This window comes from Psychrobacter immobilis, assembly GCF_904846175.1.
GTDB classification, from domain to species: Bacteria; Pseudomonadota; Gammaproteobacteria; order Pseudomonadales; family Moraxellaceae; genus Psychrobacter; species Psychrobacter immobilis_E.
Map to the genome: position 1 here is coordinate 37894 of NZ_CAJGZM010000011.1, position 17692 is coordinate 55585.

At 43.7% G+C, this 17692-nt stretch carries 16 protein-coding genes and 2 tRNA genes; 7 read left to right on the forward strand and 11 right to left on the reverse strand.

The genetic code is table 11. The features are described from left to right. The 4 genes from thiL to hisF form a co-directional block, all read right to left on the reverse strand. Nucleotides 1-1041 (reverse strand): thiamine-phosphate kinase, encoded by a 1041-nt coding sequence (gene thiL, locus JMW39_RS11700; protein ID WP_201546646.1) that lies wholly within the window; start codon nt 1039-1041, stop codon nt 1-3. Between the two features lie 2 nt (nt 1042-1043). Then, a complete protein-coding gene (gene nusB / locus JMW39_RS11705) occupies nt 1044-2189 on the reverse strand; it encodes a transcription antitermination factor NusB (protein ID WP_201546648.1) in 1146 nt (381 codons plus the stop codon). Nucleotides 2190-2475: 286 nt separating this feature from the next. After that, nucleotides 2476-3006 carry a 6,7-dimethyl-8-ribityllumazine synthase gene (gene ribE / locus JMW39_RS11710; protein WP_201546650.1) on the reverse strand — a complete coding sequence of 177 codons (531 nt, stop codon included), beginning with the start codon at nt 3004-3006 and terminating at the stop codon, nt 2476-2478. 189 nt (nt 3007-3195) lie between these two features. After that, nucleotides 3196-3978, reverse strand: coding sequence for an imidazole glycerol phosphate synthase subunit HisF (gene hisF / locus JMW39_RS11715; protein WP_201546652.1), 783 nt, complete (start codon nt 3976-3978; stop codon nt 3196-3198). A gap of 181 nt (nt 3979-4159) precedes the next feature. Here hisF and JMW39_RS11720 point away from each other — a divergent pair, with 181 nt between their 5' ends. From JMW39_RS11720 to JMW39_RS11730, 3 genes are read left to right on the forward strand one after another with little or no spacing between them, the layout of a single operon-like run. Then, nucleotides 4160-5335, forward strand: a complete 1176-nt coding sequence (locus JMW39_RS11720; protein WP_201546654.1) for a homoserine kinase — start codon at nt 4160-4162, stop codon at nt 5333-5335. A gap of 49 nt (nt 5336-5384) precedes the next feature. Continuing rightward, the gene (locus JMW39_RS11725; RefSeq protein WP_227679508.1) at nt 5385-5696 is read left to right on the forward strand and encodes a putative signal transducing protein; all 312 of its coding nucleotides are present in this window, start codon (nt 5385-5387) and stop codon (nt 5694-5696) included. Then, nucleotides 5697-6593 (forward strand): class II glutamine amidotransferase, encoded by an 897-nt coding sequence (locus JMW39_RS11730; protein WP_201546656.1) that lies wholly within the window; start codon nt 5697-5699, stop codon nt 6591-6593. 34 nt (nt 6594-6627) lie between these two features. On the opposite strand, the gene JMW39_RS11735 is transcribed toward JMW39_RS11730, so the two are convergent. Continuing rightward, the gene (locus JMW39_RS11735) at nt 6628-7191 is read right to left on the reverse strand and encodes a YchJ family protein (protein ID WP_201546658.1); all 564 of its coding nucleotides are present in this window, start codon (nt 7189-7191) and stop codon (nt 6628-6630) included. A 44-nt stretch (nt 7192-7235) separates the two neighbouring features. Continuing rightward, complete coding sequence (locus JMW39_RS11740) at nt 7236-7952, reverse strand: metal-dependent hydrolase (RefSeq protein ID WP_201546660.1); 717 nt, start codon at nt 7950-7952, stop codon at nt 7236-7238. A gap of 114 nt (nt 7953-8066) precedes the next feature. Here JMW39_RS11740 and JMW39_RS11745 point away from each other — a divergent pair, with 114 nt between their 5' ends. Next, entirely contained in the window at nt 8067-9080 is a 1014-nt protein-coding gene (locus tag JMW39_RS11745) for a DUF3025 domain-containing protein (RefSeq protein ID WP_201546662.1), read from the forward strand. Nucleotides 9081-9435: 355 nt separating this feature from the next. Next, nucleotides 9436-12255, forward strand: a complete 2820-nt coding sequence (gene acnA / locus JMW39_RS11750; RefSeq protein ID WP_201546664.1) for an aconitate hydratase AcnA — start codon at nt 9436-9438, stop codon at nt 12253-12255. A 113-nt stretch (nt 12256-12368) separates the two neighbouring features. On the opposite strand, the gene JMW39_RS11755 is transcribed toward acnA, so the two are convergent. Next, complete coding sequence (locus JMW39_RS11755; RefSeq protein ID WP_149490755.1) at nt 12369-12827, reverse strand: hypothetical protein; 459 nt, start codon at nt 12825-12827, stop codon at nt 12369-12371. Nucleotides 12828-13149: 322 nt separating this feature from the next. Between JMW39_RS11755 and JMW39_RS11760 the strand changes: the two genes are divergently transcribed. After that, complete coding sequence (locus tag JMW39_RS11760) at nt 13150-13449, forward strand: hypothetical protein (protein ID WP_201546666.1); 300 nt, start codon at nt 13150-13152, stop codon at nt 13447-13449. 217 nt (nt 13450-13666) lie between these two features. Here JMW39_RS11760 and JMW39_RS11765 read toward each other — a convergent pair. From JMW39_RS11765 to gltX, 4 genes are all read right to left on the reverse strand, one after another. Beyond that, nucleotides 13667-13742 (reverse strand) — tRNA-Glu (locus JMW39_RS11765). Nucleotides 13743-13897: 155 nt separating this feature from the next. Further along, nucleotides 13898-13973: transfer RNA gene (locus tag JMW39_RS11770), tRNA-Ala, on the reverse strand. Between the two features lie 122 nt (nt 13974-14095). After that, a complete protein-coding gene (locus JMW39_RS11775) occupies nt 14096-14461 on the reverse strand; it encodes a hypothetical protein (RefSeq protein WP_201546668.1) in 366 nt (121 codons plus the stop codon). Nucleotides 14462-14596: 135 nt separating this feature from the next. Further along, nucleotides 14597-16126, reverse strand: coding sequence for a glutamate--tRNA ligase (gene gltX / locus JMW39_RS11780; RefSeq protein ID WP_201546670.1), 1530 nt, complete (start codon nt 16124-16126; stop codon nt 14597-14599). A 321-nt stretch (nt 16127-16447) separates the two neighbouring features. Here gltX and rsmH point away from each other — a divergent pair, with 321 nt between their 5' ends. After that, nucleotides 16448-17629, forward strand: coding sequence for a 16S rRNA (cytosine(1402)-N(4))-methyltransferase RsmH (rsmH, locus tag JMW39_RS11785; RefSeq protein WP_227679509.1), 1182 nt, complete (start codon nt 16448-16450; stop codon nt 17627-17629). Nucleotides 17630-17692: the final 63 nt, after the last annotated feature.

The window sequence follows — 17692 nt, forward strand, 5'->3', positions numbered from 1 at the left end:
TTAACCTGCAAAATGTTGGTAACCCGTCAGATTGGGCCAAGTAGAAAAGGGAGCGGGATGAGTGGGTATGACCGGCTTCCCTTGATAAAAAAGCTCTGGTCGTAAATGCTTAGCACCATCTGTGTCGTTTACAGCTATTACTTCACCAATACAGGTAACAGGTGTGTTGCTACTATTCTCAATCGGTGGCGTGATATGCGCAGGCAAGGTAAAAGCCAGCTCATAATCATCACCGCCAGCCAACTGAAATAATAAGCGCTCAGTTAACTCAGCGTTTGCCAATGCTTTGCTGGTAGGTAGCTGATCGAGATGAATGCGCATACCAACCTTACTTTGCTGGCAGATATGCCCAAGGTCTTGATACAAACCATCAGAGATATCTATCATAGAAGTTGCACCAACTTTCGCTAATACGGCACCTAAGGCAATACGCGGGGTAGGCATATGCAGCCGGTGCGCCAGCTCAATACCGACAGCATTATCAGGATGTTGTAGCGCATAAGCGGCATCGCCAAGCGACCCTGAGACATAGACTTTATCACCAACTTTCGCCCCTGAGCGGTACACAGCTGGCGTGTTTGCATCAAGCAGTCCTTGCGCGCTGACGCTGAGTATTAAGTTATCACTGCGCGTGGTATCACCGCCAATAAGCGTCACACCGAATAGCTGGCAGGCATGAAATAAACCTTTGGAAAATTCGGTCAGCCATGGCTCATTTGCCAAACGCTCAGGTAAGGCTAATGCCAATAAAATACTATGCGGGGTGGCGCCCATCGCGGCAATATCTGAGACATTTACCGCAACGGCTTTATAGCCGATAGCAAATGCGAGCTTATTAACTTCTTCCCAATCAGCATTAAAGTGTCGACCTTGAACGAGGGTGTCAATACAGCTGACCAAGCGCGCGCCTGCAGGCAAGCTCATTACCGCTGCATCATCACCAATGCCTTTTTCGACATTGCCTTTATCGACAATGCTAGACGATGACGGCGCAGCTTGCATTTGGAAAAATATACGCTCGATCAGCTCAAACTCGTTCATGATTAGTCTTTACTTTTTGCATCAGTATCATCTGACACAATGTTATCTAAGTTTTCTGACATAGTATCGTCTAGCTCAGTATTATCTAACGAGCTGCTATCTGCGGCAGCATCTTCTTGGTCAGTACTAACAATATTAGAATCATGTAGCGCAATATCGGCGGCGCTATTGTTCTCGTTGCTAGCATCATTGCTATCTGCACTACTATCTAAGTTACTGTCTTCATCTATCTCAGTATTAGAAGCAGTATTTTCTTCGACAAGCTGTTCATTGACGATAGAGTCGGCAGCAACGACATCTTTTGCCGCTTCGTTTTGCTTACCTATCTTATAATCAATGATATTTGCTAATGCTTTACTCGCGCTATTGCGTTTAACACTAGCATTATTGGCACTGATACGTGGTTTGTTTGAGCCAGTTACCGTGCTGTCGATACCAGATTCAGTGACAGTTGCATTAGCTTCTTCAACATTAGTAGATTGAGCTTCAGCCTGCTTAGTCTTAGATTGAGTCGCCGCTTTTTGTGACGTGCGTAGATTGGCTTTGCTATCTGCTTCTACTTCAAGCACACGCAATTCAACCGCCATTTTATCAAGGACGGCATTAATCAATTTATGCGCATCTGTAGCGCCAAAATGATTATTCAGCTTCATCGCCTCATCAAGCACCACTTTATACGGAATTTCTAAGCGGTTTTGTAGCTCATACGCGCCAATTAATAAAATAGCGTGCTCGACGGTATCAAGCTTATCGATTTCACGATCAAGATGCTGACTGATTAGCACATCGAGAGCGTCAATCTGCTCTGGAATATCGCGCATCATTTCATGATAATAGCCGATATGTACAGTATGCATGGCATTGGTCGCACGGGTACGGGCAGCGATATCATGTGGGGCATTGGCTTTCCAGCCAAGCTTGCCATCGATATCAAAACGGCGGTCGGTGACCAGCCATTCGTATAAACCTTGCATCGCAAAGCGACGAGCCTTGCGCACAGCAGTGTGGCTGGTCTTATAAGTAGTCTCACTCATATCGAAGGTTTGATCGCCCGCACTACTGCTTGCGATACGCGTCGCTTCAGCTTGTCCATCAGTGAGTTGTGCGGTTTGCGCAGCGCTAATAGCGCGCTTGAGTTGGTCAGTCATAAGGGGTTTGTACCTAGGTTTTAAGATAATAAGTTTAAAAATAAGATGTTAAATAGTAATCGGCTGACAGCTATGACAGTCGAGTGTTAAATCGACGCTTGCTAGCGCCGTTTACATTTTTTTTGGAGCACTATTCTTTGTAGCATTGTTCTGTACAGAATTGACGCTGAGGCTGTTTATAACAAAGATAGCTTATGAAAAGCCACAGCGCCCATTCAACTGCTTAAATAATAAAAATACTTTATGAAATGACGGTTTGATTAAGTATCATTATGCAGCATTGTTATTAAGCATCGTCGCTACTATCATAGTCATCATTAATATCTAACTGTGATAATACCGCAATCATCTCTAGTACCACCATCGCCGCTTCTGAGCCTTTATTACCGGCTTTCGTACCAGAGCGCTCAATCGCTTGCTCGATGCTGTCAGTGGTCAATACACCATTGGCAACAGGAATATTATAATCGATAGCAACACTGCTTAAACCTTTGGCAGATTCGCTAGCCACAAAGTCAAAATGCGGCGTGCTACCACGAATAATCGCGCCTAACGCAATGATGGCGTCAAAGCGATCAGACTCAGCAGCGCGCTGAGCGACCAATGGCAACTCAAAGGCACCAGGAACACGAATCACGGTAATGTTGCTACCCAAAACGCCATGACGCAGTAGCGCATCGATTGCGCCATCTACCAATGATTCAACGACAAAACCGTTAAAACGACCAACGACGATACCGATACGCGCGTCTTCATTTTGATGTAAGTTACCATCGATATGGGTCACATCATTGCGCTGCTGTTGTAAATTCGACATAAAAATATCCTTTGCTGAATGGGCTTTTAATATAAAAGTATAAAAATATAGGAATCTAAATATAACGCTGGGTTCAAATAATCTATTTAAGCGATTAATTATCCGTTAAATGAACGAAAATCAAATGATAATAAGTAGTTAGCGCTATGATAACATTTTTTACCGTTGCATTTGTATTTTACAAAGGCGTTATAAGCGCATTGCTATGCCTTGTGCTGCCATATATTCTTTGGCTTCTTGCACCGTATACTCACCGAAGTGAAAAATACTGGCAGCGAGCACGGCATCGACGCCGCCTTCTAATACCCCTTCGGCTAAATGTTGTAAATTGCCGACGCCGCCTGATGCGATAACCGGCACATTCACACGGTTAGTAATTTGCTTCATGAGTGCCAAATCATAGCCTTTTTTGGTGCCGTCACCATCCATTGAGGTGACCAATAATTCGCCAGCGCCAAGCGCCGCCATTTTACTTGCCCAAGCAACCGCATCAATACCCGTTGGCTTACGACCACCGTGGGTAAAAATCTCCCAACGCGGCATAATAACGCCATCGACCGTCATATCTTCAACGCGCTTAGCATCGATAGCCACGACGATACATTGATTACCAAATTTCTGCGCCGCTTCACCGACAAACTCAGGGGTAAATACCGCTGCTGAATTAATCGCTACTTTATCCGCACCTGCATTGAGTAAGTTGCGGATATCCGCAATCTTACGCACACCGCCGCCGACTGTAAGCGGAACAAATACCGTTTCTGCCATACGCTCAACGGTATGATAGGTGGTATCACGCTCATCATTGGTTGCGGTAATGTCTAAAAAAGTAATCTCATCGGCACCTTGTTCATTGTAGCGCTTAGCGACTTCAACAGGGTCGCCTGCGTCTTTAATATCGACAAATTGTACGCCTTTGACCACACGGCCATTATCAACGTCCAAACAAGGAATGATACGCTTTGCTAACATAGGGACTTTCGCCTTATAATCAATTCATTCTATAAGCGCTAGTCTAGCAAAATCACCGCCATATCAGGCAGATTTTCGCAAGATTATTATGCTGTTAACCAAAGTTTGCTCATGAGCGGTACAATCACTGCCATTACCGTACCTATTTACCTTTTCATTCTATTGCTATAAGTGAGATGTCATGTCCGTCTATACCCAGTTAACCGATGACCAGTTTGCCGATTTTTGCCAGCGTTTTGGGGTGTCATTCGCGCGTGCCATTCCGATTACCCAAGGTATCAAAAACTCTAACTGGTTTATTCAGACGACGGATGATGTGGATGGCGCGCACTCTTATGTATTTACCTTGTTTGAAGAACGTCCACCAGAAGATATCGAAAAGATGGCGGTTATTTTAAATCAATTAGACGGTAAATTACCGGTCGCAGCGCCGTTATCATTGGTTGATAGCGCAGAGAAATGCTACGTTATCCACTATGAGAATAAAGCGATTACGCTAGTACCCTGTTTGGCTGGCTCGCATCCACAGCAGACCACGCAAGCGATGTGTCATGAAATCGGTGCCGCTTTAGCCATGCTGCATGAAACGTTGCAAGCTTTACAGCCTGCAGAAGCATATGGTGTTCCATTATACCCATGGAGCGATGTACGCGACCGTGAAAGGCAGTTTATGCCAGCTGACGAAGCCAAATTGATGAGCGATATTTGGCGCGCTTACTCAGATTTGCCGCTTGCAACTTTGCCAAAAGGCTTATGTCATTTAGACATGTTCGCTGATAATACCTTATGGAACTTATCGTTAAATAATAGCCAAAAAGGCGAAGAGCGCTTAACGGGATTGCTAGACTTTACCGAAGTCAGCGTTGAGCATTATGTGATGGATATTGCTATTACCATTAATGATTTTTGTACGACGTGGGGCGATGCTGAGCAGGGCGAAACCGTCAATTTTGATCGCAGTAAAATGGCGGCTTTTTTGCAAGGCTATGAGTCGAAACGCGCGCTTGGTGAAGATGAAAAACGCGCCTTACCAGTGATGCTCGCAAAAGCGGCGGTGATTTTTTGGCTATTACGTTTAAACGTTATTCATTATAACCGTACCGAAGGGCGGACTGGCGATAACATTATGGTCAAAAATCCTGACTTGATGAAGCGTCTAGCCGCTTACCATTGGTCACATGTTGAAAAAGCGCAAAATACGGTATTTGTGCTGTTAGATAATCAATCAGCGGCGCAAAAAAATACTCAGCTAATCGGTGTTTTTAGCAGTATGGCCCAAGCTGAGCAGGCGCGTGACAAATTAAGTAATAGCAGTGATTTTGCTATTAAAGAATATAAGCTCGATCAATTGGCATAGATTGTTATTGTTCGATCATTCCTGTATCAAAACCATAAAGGCGAATCCCATGACCGATCAAGTTGATAACTGGCACAAACTGGCGCGCTACGATACCAATATGCAAGGTGAGCTGCACGCTAATCTGCTGCGTAATAACGGCATTACGGTGTCTCTGCAACCGCTGAGCGTGATGCCGGGTATGAATTCTGGGATTGTGCTATGGGTACAGGATACTGATTTGGCGCATGCGCAGCGTATTTTGGCAAATATCGACACCGATGGGGCAACGCCTTATGAGATATTTGATGAAGTGTCAGAAGCTACTCTAAACCCTACTTTAAATTCTGCAAAAGACGACAATAACGGCGGTGAAGTATAAATGTGTCAACTCTTAGGAATGAACTGTAATACCCCAACGGATATTGGTTTTAGCTTTGCAGGGTTTCGGCGTCGCGGCGGCATGACCGACAGCCATGAAGATGGCTTTGGTATTGCGTTCTTTGAGCGTAGCGAATGCGATTCGGGTAATGCTTCGACTGGCCTGCGTCTGTTTCATGATAATAAACCAAGCCACTTATCACCCGTTGCTGATTTGGTCAATAACTATCCGATTAAAGCCATGAACGTCATTGCCCATATTCGTAAAGCCACCCAAGGGCAGAATTGCTTGGCGAATACTCATCCTTTCGTTCGTGAAGTCTGGGGCGAGCAGTGGGTATTTGCCCATAACGGGCAGATGAATAGCGAATTTATCAAACGCTGTCAGCGCCTGCAAGACAATGGTAATGCCTCACATTGTCAGCCAGTCGGCAATACTGATTCTGAAATGGCATTTTGCTATTTGGTAAATCGTCTAAAAAGTAGCTTTAAAACCCGCCCTGATGACCAAACACTGTTCAACTTTTTGACCACTCAATGTCGTTATTTATCCGCCAATGGTTTGTTTAATTGCTTAATATCAAATGGTCAATGGCAATTGGCTTATGCTGGTAGCTTACTGTTTTATCTCACGCGAAAAGCACCATTTGGTGAAGCGAAATTAGCAGATGATGATTTGGCGATTAACTTTAGCGATGTGACCACAGACACCGATAAAGTTACGATTCTAGTGACTGTGCCACTCACTGAAAATGAAAAATGGCAACAGTTAGCCGTCAATGAATGCTTGATATTCCAAGATGGCGATGTCATTTATAAAGACAGCCCAAGCCAGCGCAAGTTTTTGACCATTGAAGAAGGCATCGCGGTAGCAAGAGCTGTTGGAGCGAGTGTTTAGGATCGAGCAATAATTAATATTGCTTAAATATCAGTTAGATATAAGCACCACAACAGCGCTTAAACTTCTCACCCGAACCACAAATACACGGCTGTTTCTGTGTGACAGACATAGAAACGGTCGGATCCAAAAAGTACCAACTCGCATCATTATCAGCTTTGTTTTTCGTTTTTACAAAAGCAGATAATTCATGATGCGCCTGTTGTTTTTGTTCTTTGCCATCAGGCATATTAAAATAGGCTTTAAACTCAACCTGCGCATGACGTTTGCCTAGCTTTGGTGTATGCGCTATGATCTCTAGTCCCGCCCAATCTGTCTCTTTTGCCCAACTCTCAATAGACTTTATGTCTAGCAAGTTTTGCTGCGCCGGCAAGGTGGTTTTGACGATGTACTCTGGCTTGACCAAGACAAAGGCGCTATAACGCGAACGCATAAGACGCTCAGCAGAGTCTGGCTTTGCGCCATCATCTTTATCAGCTTCGTTATTTAAAAGCCCGTCATGATAAGGCTGACAGCAATCTTGATAAAGTAGCGGCGAGCTAATGTCATCCGATGACGGATTGATTTGGCAAGGGCAGATTGGTAGGGAAATTGGCATTATTTACTCAAGTTATTATTTGTTTTTTAGTAGCGTTACAAATTTTATTGCAGCCAATTTTTGATCATTTCTGGCCATAGGCCTATTTTAAGCTGAGCCCAAGGTGCTGGGTCACGCAGCTGCTCCCAAAACCCATCAAACGGTGGCGCAAAATATACCAAAAGTACAAGGATGACGTACAGTAGCAGATACCACAATTTGTCTTTATGTTGATAGAACTTCATGGCGGTACCCGATGAGCGCTTCATTTTCATACCCATCAAGTTGACGCTATATAACTCATCCAATGCCAAATGCACCATCGCGCCGCCGAATAAAAACAAGCCGTAGAACCAGCTTGCAGTCAGCGATAAATGCAAAATATCATAGCTTAAATAGGTCATTCCAAGACCCAGTATCGCCATATAGGGTACGGAATGAATGACACCGCGATGGACGGTCATGTTGGTAAAAATAGAGAATACGACATAACGCATAAAGCCGTATCCTGCCAGCCATAACGCTATCAGTGCCAGCAAACTCAGCTCACTACGCCAATGCATCACGAGACCAAAGGCAAAAATAAATGAGGTAATGTTAAACCCAAGCTTAATCGGCGTTGAGTTATCAGAATCCAAATCAGGCAGCAGCCCACCGATGGTACCGAGCGCCACGCACATTAAAAACCCGGAATCATCAATCAGTCCCGCTTTGTATACAGTCAAACTCATCGTACCACTGACCATGAATGCGACATTTAAGTGGGTGTTAAAATTAGCCATAAAAACTCATCAATAAATAGCGCGCGAAAACGTCATTTCGAGCGGCTCGTCTAGCCGTAAAAAAGCGCTCCATGATACCATAGACACGCCAGTCGTCTAATAGAGATAGTCAATATGACCACCACTGATTTACCTGCTAAGCCTTATCAAACTGCATCTTTTGATGCTTCTACCAATAACCCGTCTGCATGTAATAGCACGCTTGACGACAGCTTTGCTGCTATTGATTGGCAAGCACCGTGGCTCTGTCACTTAAACCAGTTAGGCTATATTAGTAAAAACATCATTCAATTAAGTGGCTTAAATAATGAGTCTGCTCAGACAGACAAAATAGAACATACGCCTGATATTATCGCCAAGGTTTTAAATACAGCATTGCAGCAACAGGCTAACGACCTACAACAGTCACTACCGCAAACAAAACCTGCGCTCAATAATCAAGCTAAAACCTTACGATTTGTCTCACAAGATGCGCTACCAGAAGGCGAGGCGTACGAGAGCTTTATCGGTACGACCGGTAATATTCCGACGCGTGATAATTTGCATGATTTATTTAACGGCAGTATTTGGCTAACCTTTCCCAAAACTAAAGCGCTGCTCAATTACTATCATATGCTTGAAATCGAGCAGCAAGGCATTGGAAGCAGTCGCGGGCGCGTTCGCGATACCATTACGGTGTTTGATGAAAATGGTGCAATATTGGTGACAGCAGAGCCTAGTATCGGTGAAGCGCTGATTAATTTTGATTGGCAGGCAAGTTTGGTTGCACCGCGTGACAAATGGGATAACTCCAAGCAATCGAATAACCAGTCTCAAGCGGCGGTTTATATTTTTGGGCATGCACTGCTAGAAAAGCTACTACAACCGCGCAAAGCATTATGCGCTCATAGTATCGTTATTCATGTCGTGCAAGACTTTTTTGCCTTATCGTTATCTGAGCGTATCGGTCATTTGGATCAGAAAGTAACTGACTATATGGAGGCGTTATTATCGCAACCGAATGTGACACCGCGCAAACTATCTCCATTACCTATTTTGGGTGTGCCACACTTTTGGGCAGAGAATGCCAATCCTAGCTTTTATGAGGATAGGCAAGTCTTTCGTAGCGGTCGTCGCCGTCAAAAGTAAAAGACAAGTAAATACTTTGCTGATCGAGTGCTAAAGCATTGTTACGTTTACGATTGTGCCACGATTTGACTACGTCTAGACGTTAACAAAGCACGGGTTATTTGTTATGGTAAAAGGGCGATACTGTTAAACGCTAGAGAGATGCTTATATCTTTTGTTAATGCCGCTCTTACTAATATAACAACATAGCTGGCTATTTCTATTAGCTACTATTATCAGCTACTAAGCTCTAGCCATTAAACCTAATGACATTCATTTAATAAAAATTTAATTACCCGCTATTTAGCCACCAATTATCTGCATAAATTTATAACGATTTATGTCAAGGATCTATAACAACGATAAGGAAGCTACCATGAGTGATATTTTTAATGTAAAAGACACCATTTCGGTCGCGGGCAAGGAACATGCCTATTACAGTTTACCGAAGCTGACTGAAACTTTCGAGCACATCAGCAAACTGCCATTTTGTATGAAAATCGTCTTAGAAAACCTATTACGTAATGAAGACGACGGTCAATCTGTCGGTAAAAACCATATTGAGGCGGTTGCCAATTGGGACGCGAGTGCAGAAGCGTCAAAAGAAATCGCCTTTATGCCCGCCCGCGTCGTCTTGCAAGATTTTACTGGCGTGCCGTCAGTGGTCGACTTAGCCGCCATGCGTGATGCGGTGGTGAAGCTTGGTGGCAGAGCGGATCAAATTAACCCTTTTATCCCGAGTGAGTTGGTCGTTGACCACTCTGTGCAAGTTGACGCCTATGGTCGCGAAGATGCACTAGATTTAAACGAAAAGATTGAATTTAAACGTAACAATGAGCGTTATGAGTTTTTGCATTGGGGTAAGAATGCCTTTAAAAACTTCGTTGTTGTTCCACCAGCGACCGGTATTGTGCATCAGGTTAACTTAGAGTACTTGGCGCGCGTGGTGATGGCTGCTGAGGTCGATAATGGTGATGGGGTCGAGCTGACCGCTTATCCTGACACGGTATTTGGTACTGACAGTCATACCACCATGATTAATGGTATTGGTGTCCTTGGTTGGGGTGTCGGCGGTATTGAAGCGGAAGCGGCGATGCTCAATCAACCATCATCGATGCTGATTCCACAAGTCGTTGGTTTTGAGCTAAAGGGCAAGCTCACCGAAGGCGTTACCGCCACAGATTTGGTATTACGCGTGGTTGAGATGTTACGTGCGCATGGCGTGGTTGGTAAGTTCGTCGAGTTTTATGGCGAAGGTCTACACAGTATGCCGCTTGCTGATCGAGCCACCATTGCCAATATGGCACCCGAGTATGGCGCAACCTGCGGTATTTTCCCGATTGACCAAATGGCGATTGATTATCTGCGTCTGTCAGGTCGAGAAGAGAGCCAGATTGAGCTGGTCGAAAAATACGCTAAGGCACAGGGTCTATGGCACGATGCTGATACCCCTATAGCAACTTATTCAAGTAAGTTGGAATTGGACTTGTCATCCGTTCAACCCGCACTGGCTGGTCCAAACTTGCCACAACAGCGTATCAATCTATCTGATATGCACGAAAAATTTGGTGAAACCCTGAAAGTGATGACCAAAGACCGTAAGAAGGAAATTGAAGCTAAGGTTCGCTTTGATGAAGAAGGCGGTAAGCAAGAGCAAGCCAAATCTTTGGCGGCGAAACCCAAGCCTTTCTGCGCTGAAGGCAGTACTTACTGCACGGTTAAAATTGAAGATGAAGAGTATCGATTGCGTGATGGCTCTGTCGTTATTGCGGCCATTACTTCTTGTACCAATACTTCAAACCCCGCTGTAATGATTGGCGCAGGTTTAGTAGCTAAAAAAGCCGCGGCAAAAGGTCTTACGGCTAAACCTTGGGTTAAGACCTCTCTTGCTCCAGGCTCGAAAGTGGTGACTGATTACCTTGAAAAAGCCAAATTGATGGATGAGCTCGAGAAAGTGGGTTTTTACTTAGTTGGCTATGGTTGCACCACTTGTATCGGTAACTCAGGTCCGCTGTTAGAGGCAATTGAAGGCGCTATCGAAGAAGGCGACTTGGTTGCCGCTGCCGTACTGTCAGGCAACCGTAACTTTGAAGGTCGCATTCACTCGCATGTTAAGGCCAGCTACTTGGCGTCGCCTCCGTTAGTGGTTGCTTATGCGCTGGCAGGTACGGTCGATATTGACTTGACCACCCATCCGCTAGGGCAAGACCAAGAAGGCAAAGATGTTTACCTTAAAGATATCTGGCCGACGTCAGATGAGATTAATGAGCTGATTGCCAATAATATCGACGCTGATATGTTCCGTAAAAACTACGGTGAAGTGTTTGACGGTAGTGCAGCATGGAACGCCATTAGCTCAGCTGATAGCCAGTTGTATCCATGGAGCGAAGCGTCTACTTATATCAAAAACCCTCCATTCTTTGATGGTATGACCATGGAGCCAGAAGGTATTCCTGATATCGAAGGGGCGCGTATCTTGGGTTTATTTGGTGATTCAATCACCACTGACCATATTTCACCCGCCGGTAATATCGATCCAGACTCGCCAGCAGGTAAATACTTACAAGAGCGTGGCGTGTTACAAGCCGACTTCAACAGCTATGGCTCACGCCGTGGTAATGACGCGGTCATGACGCGCGGTACCTTTGCCAATATCCGTATCAAAAACACCATGATGGGCGGCAAAGAAGGCGGTTATACCTATTACTTCAACGGTGATAGCGCCACGCTACAAGACGGCGAAGAAATGGCCATCTATGATGCGGCAATGAAGTATAAAGAAGACAAGCGTCCGCTCGTAGTCCTTGGTGGAGCAGAATATGGCTCTGGCTCTAGTCGTGACTGGGCAGCGAAGGGTACGATTTTGCTTGGCGTAAAAGCGGTATTGACCAGCTCGTTTGAACGTATTCACCGCTCAAACCTAGTTGGTATGGGGGTGTTGCCACTGACTTTTAAAGCAGGCGAAAATGCTGCCACTTATAATCTAGATGGTTCTGAGGTGCTTAGCATTACAGGTCTAGATAATGGTGAGAGCAAGACCGCAAAAGTCACAGCCACACGTGCAGATGGTTCGTCTGAGAGCTTTGATGTCAACGTCATGCTACAGACGCCAAAAGAGCGCGAATACGTCCGTCACGGCGGTGTACTGCACTATGTACTACGTCAATTGGCAGCTGAGAGTAAAAAAGCTGCGTAATGGTTAGTTATATTTAGAATAAAAAAAGCCCAGTCCCAGTTAAAGTAGGGGATTGGGCTTTTTTATTATCTAGGAAAACAGAAAGCAAGTATCTGAAATTTTATTTTCATTGGTTATCTAAAGTTCTCATTCCAGCTCTCCTTAAATATTGTATTTAAGAATTTTTCTTTATCAATGCTGCCGTCAGTGTTCAAGCAAGTCTTATCGACGAAAAGATAATTCGTCCAGCTAATATCAGGAGATAGTGAATTAATTTCATTTACGATATCAACTTCGCTAATTTCAGAAAAATCTCTAATAACGAGTTTTTGTGCTAGCTCTAAAATGCGCCTCTTTGTTTTATACTCATTAGAATTTGGATACTCAGTAATTTTGTCAAAAAATCCCTCATAATTTATACTTAAGTCTTCGTTTACATACGTCTCACTCCAGAATATGTAATCACTCCAAAAAGGGTCGGGAGACAGTTTATTTAGTTCAATATTTATTTCTATTTGCCTAGATTCTGAGCAGGTTGCGTTAATTAACTCTTCCAGTAATAAAGTAAATTTTTTCTTGGTGTCATCGTTCATTATTATTTCCTGTATCATTTATTTCAATTTTTTTAACCCTTCTCACATACCCGTAAATAACTATTATGATAAATCAACAAGCAACCTACTAAATGTCTATCAAAGCGTTTATGATAAGAGTAAGAGAGAGTGATAATAGCTTAAACTTACCTCAAAAATAATAATATTAGAAGCTATAAAACCATGAGACATGACTTACCTTTACTCTTTATAAGAAATTGATCAAACCAAAATATTTTATACAAAATGCATAATGGGTCATAGGCGTTTTTGCTACGATAGCAAAAACGTATCAAGTATTTATTGATAAAAGGAAGTTGAGATGAAACGATTGATTGGTATATTCGCCCTATCTATTTTTACTATCACAGCTGGGATGGGGGCGGCGCATGCAGAGCAGGTTTGTAAAGTAACCGATCCTACAGGCACGCCATTAAATATTCGTGATAAACCGAATGGTAAGATTATCAATAAACTACGCAACGATCGTGAAGTTTATATCACAGAAACTACTTACGATAATAAAGACCGTCCGTGGGTGTATCTAGAAGGGTACTATCAAGGAGAATACAGACAATGGGGTTGGGCGATTAGAGAGTTTGTTTCTTGTTATGATCGTTAGTATGAAAACTAACAGCTGCTCTCAATATATTTGCTCTGAGCTTTTAATAAAGCCAGTCCATTTCACATCAGAATGTTCAAATAATGATTAACAGTAGCTTTAAGAAACGACAGACATAAAAAATCCCAGTCACCGTATGATGACTGGGATTTTTTATTGTTCGCTTATTAGTCTAACCTGATGCTAAGAAAAAGTGCTAATAAGTGACGCCAAATAGTGGCGTCCCCAGGGGGATTCGAACCCCCGTTACCGCCGTGAAAGGGCGGTGTCCTAGGCCTCTAGACGATGGGGACGCATAGAGTGTTATAACCAAATGGCTACAACGGTACTTCACAATATCAGAGAGCTTATCTATTAATAGAGCAAGCTGTGCCTAGGTGCTGATATCGTCCTACTAGCGAGTATTTATGTTAAAGTTTCAGTGAACTGAGCTTTGCAATAAATAGTATGGTGGAGCTAAACGGAGTCGAACCGTTGACCCCTTGCATGCCATGCAAGTGCTCTACCAACTGAGCTATAGCCCCTCGCTAAGAGTGTGCGTATTTTATGTAAGAGCGGCAGTCTTGTCAACCGCTATTTTCAAAATAATCGATAAATATGCGAAAAAAAGCGTTTAAAGCGGATTTAGCTACTTAATAAGCGTAAATTAACGTGGATTTTGCTGACTAGCAATCTCTTTAATAGCTTTATCGGTAAAGAATTCTTCTTCAGTACCATCTGAAAAAATAATGGCAGCACATTCTGTGGGGACATATTGTCCACCTTTTTGTTGTACTGTGCTGACACCTTTAAAGCCAACGATATCAGAATTTCCTAATTTATCTAAATTATGATTGGTATAATTACAATAAGAGCTGTATATCCACTTTAGGTCTTCAAAGTCTTGACCGGTCGTGAGGGTTAGCTTGGCATCGTATAGCTCTTTTACGATTGCATCATAGTATCTTTGTGCTTCTTTGAACGTATTAAAGACATAATCTTTGCTTTCTATCGTGACGGTCTTGGCGCTCATTTTTATTTCCAATTGAGAGTTTAAATAAATAATATTCGTATGCTAGTGCTGAGATTAACGTAGAGAGGGGTCAGTAATAGTCTGACCCCTTTTCATTATTTACTAATCCTGTTTCTAATTAATAAAAGTTAAGGATTATTCAGCTACCAAAAAATCTGGCAACTCTGCTGCTTGTTTCTCTAGCTTTTTAAGCTTCTTTTTGCCTAAACCGCCCAATACGTCAACGGCATGACGCAAGCGTGTCAGTGTCATATCAGCGCCGATAATCGCCATAGAGTTCATAACTGGCGTCGATGAGGTGCTACCAGCGATGGCGATAAAGAATGGCGCCATAAAGTCACGCATCTTAATATCAAGATGGGCGGCAAGACCTTTTAAAGTGGCGTAGATATTTTCTTCTGACCACGTTGGCAAGACTTCTAGCTGCCAAAGTGATAGTTGAAGCATCTCTATGATTTGCTCAGACGTGAGTGATTTATGGGTAAAGCTCTCAGCATTGATATCAGGTAGGTTCTGGAAATAGAAGCCACCCCAATTAACTGCATCAGACAATAGCTCGATACGAGGCTGAATCGCCGCTGCAATAGCCGTTAATTTATCGCTGTTACTTGCCCAGTCTAAGATTTTATTCTTTAACTCTTCAGGAGTAAGCGCCCGTAGCCATTCGGCATTAAGCCAATTAAGCTTTTCGATATCGAAAATAGGGCCGCCAAGTGACACACGCTGAATATCAAAGCTGGCAATCATTTCTTCTAAGGTAAATTGCTCAGCGTCATTAGGCATTGAGTAGCCCATACGACCGAGGTAGTTTAGCAATGCTTCAGGTAGTACGCCAGCATCACGATAGTAGGTAATCGACGTTGGATTTTTACGTTTCGACAGCTTTGATTTATCTGGGTTACGCAGTAATGGCATGTGGCAAAGAACGGGCATCTCCCAACCAAAATACTCATAAAGCAGCTGATGCTTCGGTGCAGAGTTTAGCCACTCTTCACCGCGCATGACGTGACTGATGTCCATCAAATGATCGTCAACGACGTTGGCGAGATGATATGTTGGCATGCCGTCAGTTTTTAGCAGCACTTGCATATCGATTTGCGTCCAAGGAATCTCAACCGTGCCGCGCAGCATGTCCTGTACCTGACAGACACCTTCGGTTGGCACGCGCATACGAATCACGTGCGGTTTACCTTCAGCGACCAATTGCTCGGTTTTCTCAAGGGCTAAATGGGCACAGCGACCGTCATAGCGTGGCGTTTCGCCATTGGCCATTTGCTCAGCACGCATGGCATCTAGCTCTTCACTAGTACAGAAGCAACGAAACGCATGATCATTTTCTATGAGTTGCTCAGCGTGTTTTTTATAAATCTCACTACGCTCGCTCTGACGATAAGGCGCGTGCGGACCGCCAATGTCTGGACCTTCCGCCCAATCGAGACCAACCCAACGCAGCGCATCCAAAATCATTTTTTCGGATTGCTCGGTTGAGCGCGTTTGATCAGTGTCTTCGATACGTAAAATAAACTCGCCGCCGTGGGCTTTAGCAAAAGCCAAATTAAATAGGGCGATATAAGCCGTGCCTACATGAGGAAAGCCAGTAGGCGAAGGGGCAATACGGGTACGGACAGGACGCGTGCTGTTAGTTAAAGTCGATGATTGCATCATAAAAATCTCAAAATAGGGTAGTTAATGAATATGGCAGTGAAAAATGGCAAAAAAATAGCAATTAAAAATGCTAATAATAAATGTGAATGACAACTTTGAACAAAAAATACGGATGAAACAATAGGCGTCAATGTAGAAAAATAGCGTAAAATATAGCGCTAGTATAACAGAGAGATGGGATATTTTTAACGAAAAGCCTGTCTAGCGCTTGACTACCCGTGTATCCTTGCGATAATAATGTTAGACAAGTCATAACTTGTTTATTTTCATCTGATTTTTTACTATTACTGACCAAAATGGTCGTCATTTACTGAGTTGTTTGTGTCAATATCGAATAATAAGCCAAAAAGTAAGCAAGATCTTAAAACAACCTCTTCGTCAGCCACTGATAATGCTAAGTCAGCGCGAGACTTGTCTGCGATGGAAAATGACTTTATTGCAGAGAGTGACTCTGCTAATTCACCTGCTCAAGAGTCTGTAACTGCTGCAACAGAACAAACCACTTCTGATGAATTGAGCTTTGTCCATGATGCGGTGCTGTTACAAGAAACGGTCGCTGCAGTGTTGGGTGTTAAATCTTTGCCTAAGCAAACGGACGACGAAGCAAAAAATAGCTTACAAATAAGCGGCATTTACGTCGATGCAACCTTTGGCCGTGGCGGCCATAGCCGCCTGCTATTAAGCCAGCTTGCCGATGATGCAACCTTGATTGTGTTTGATAAAGACCCAACGGCGATTAGCGTTGCTCATGAATTGGCAAATACCGATAGCCGCGTAAAAGTGGTGCATGACAGCTTTGCGACCTTGACTGATAGTCTAGCGGCAATGGGTATCATGCAAGTTGATGGTTTGATGGCAGATTTGGGTATCTCGTCGCCACAGATTGATGACGGCAGTCGCGGTTTTAGCTTTATGCGTGATGGTGCAGTCGATATGCGCATGGATACCAGTCGCGGGCAGTCAGTTGCCCAGTGGCTTGAGACGGTCGATGATGAAACCTTGGCCAACGTGCTCTATGAGTTTGGCGAAGAGCGTCACAGTCGCCGTATTGCTCGTGCTATCAAGCAGATGGAAAGTTATACCTCCACGCTTGAGCTGGCAGAGGCTATAAAAGTTGCACATCCCAATTGGCAGCGTGGCAAGCATCCGGCGACCCAGAGTTTTCAAGCCATGCGAATTTTTATCAATAATGAGCTTGGCGATGTTGATAACTTTTTAGAACAAAGTATTCCTATTTTAAAGTCAGGTGGGCAGTTGGCAGTCATTAGTTTTCATTCCTTAGAAGATCGCCGCATCAAGCAGTTTTTGCAGCGTCATAGTAAAGGGCAGTATCCAGAAGATGAAAACTTACCGATGCCGCCGAAGCGCCCACGTTACTTTAGTAAGCCTAAACGCGTCGGTCCTAGCAAGGCAGAAATCAGCCAAAACCCACGCTCACGTAGCGCGTGGTTGCGCATGGCCACCCGTACCGATACGGATTATGTAACAGATGAAAACTCATAAACTAAGACATAAAGACTGCTATTAAGTTATGTGGTTAAAATATGACTGAATGTTTTAATGATT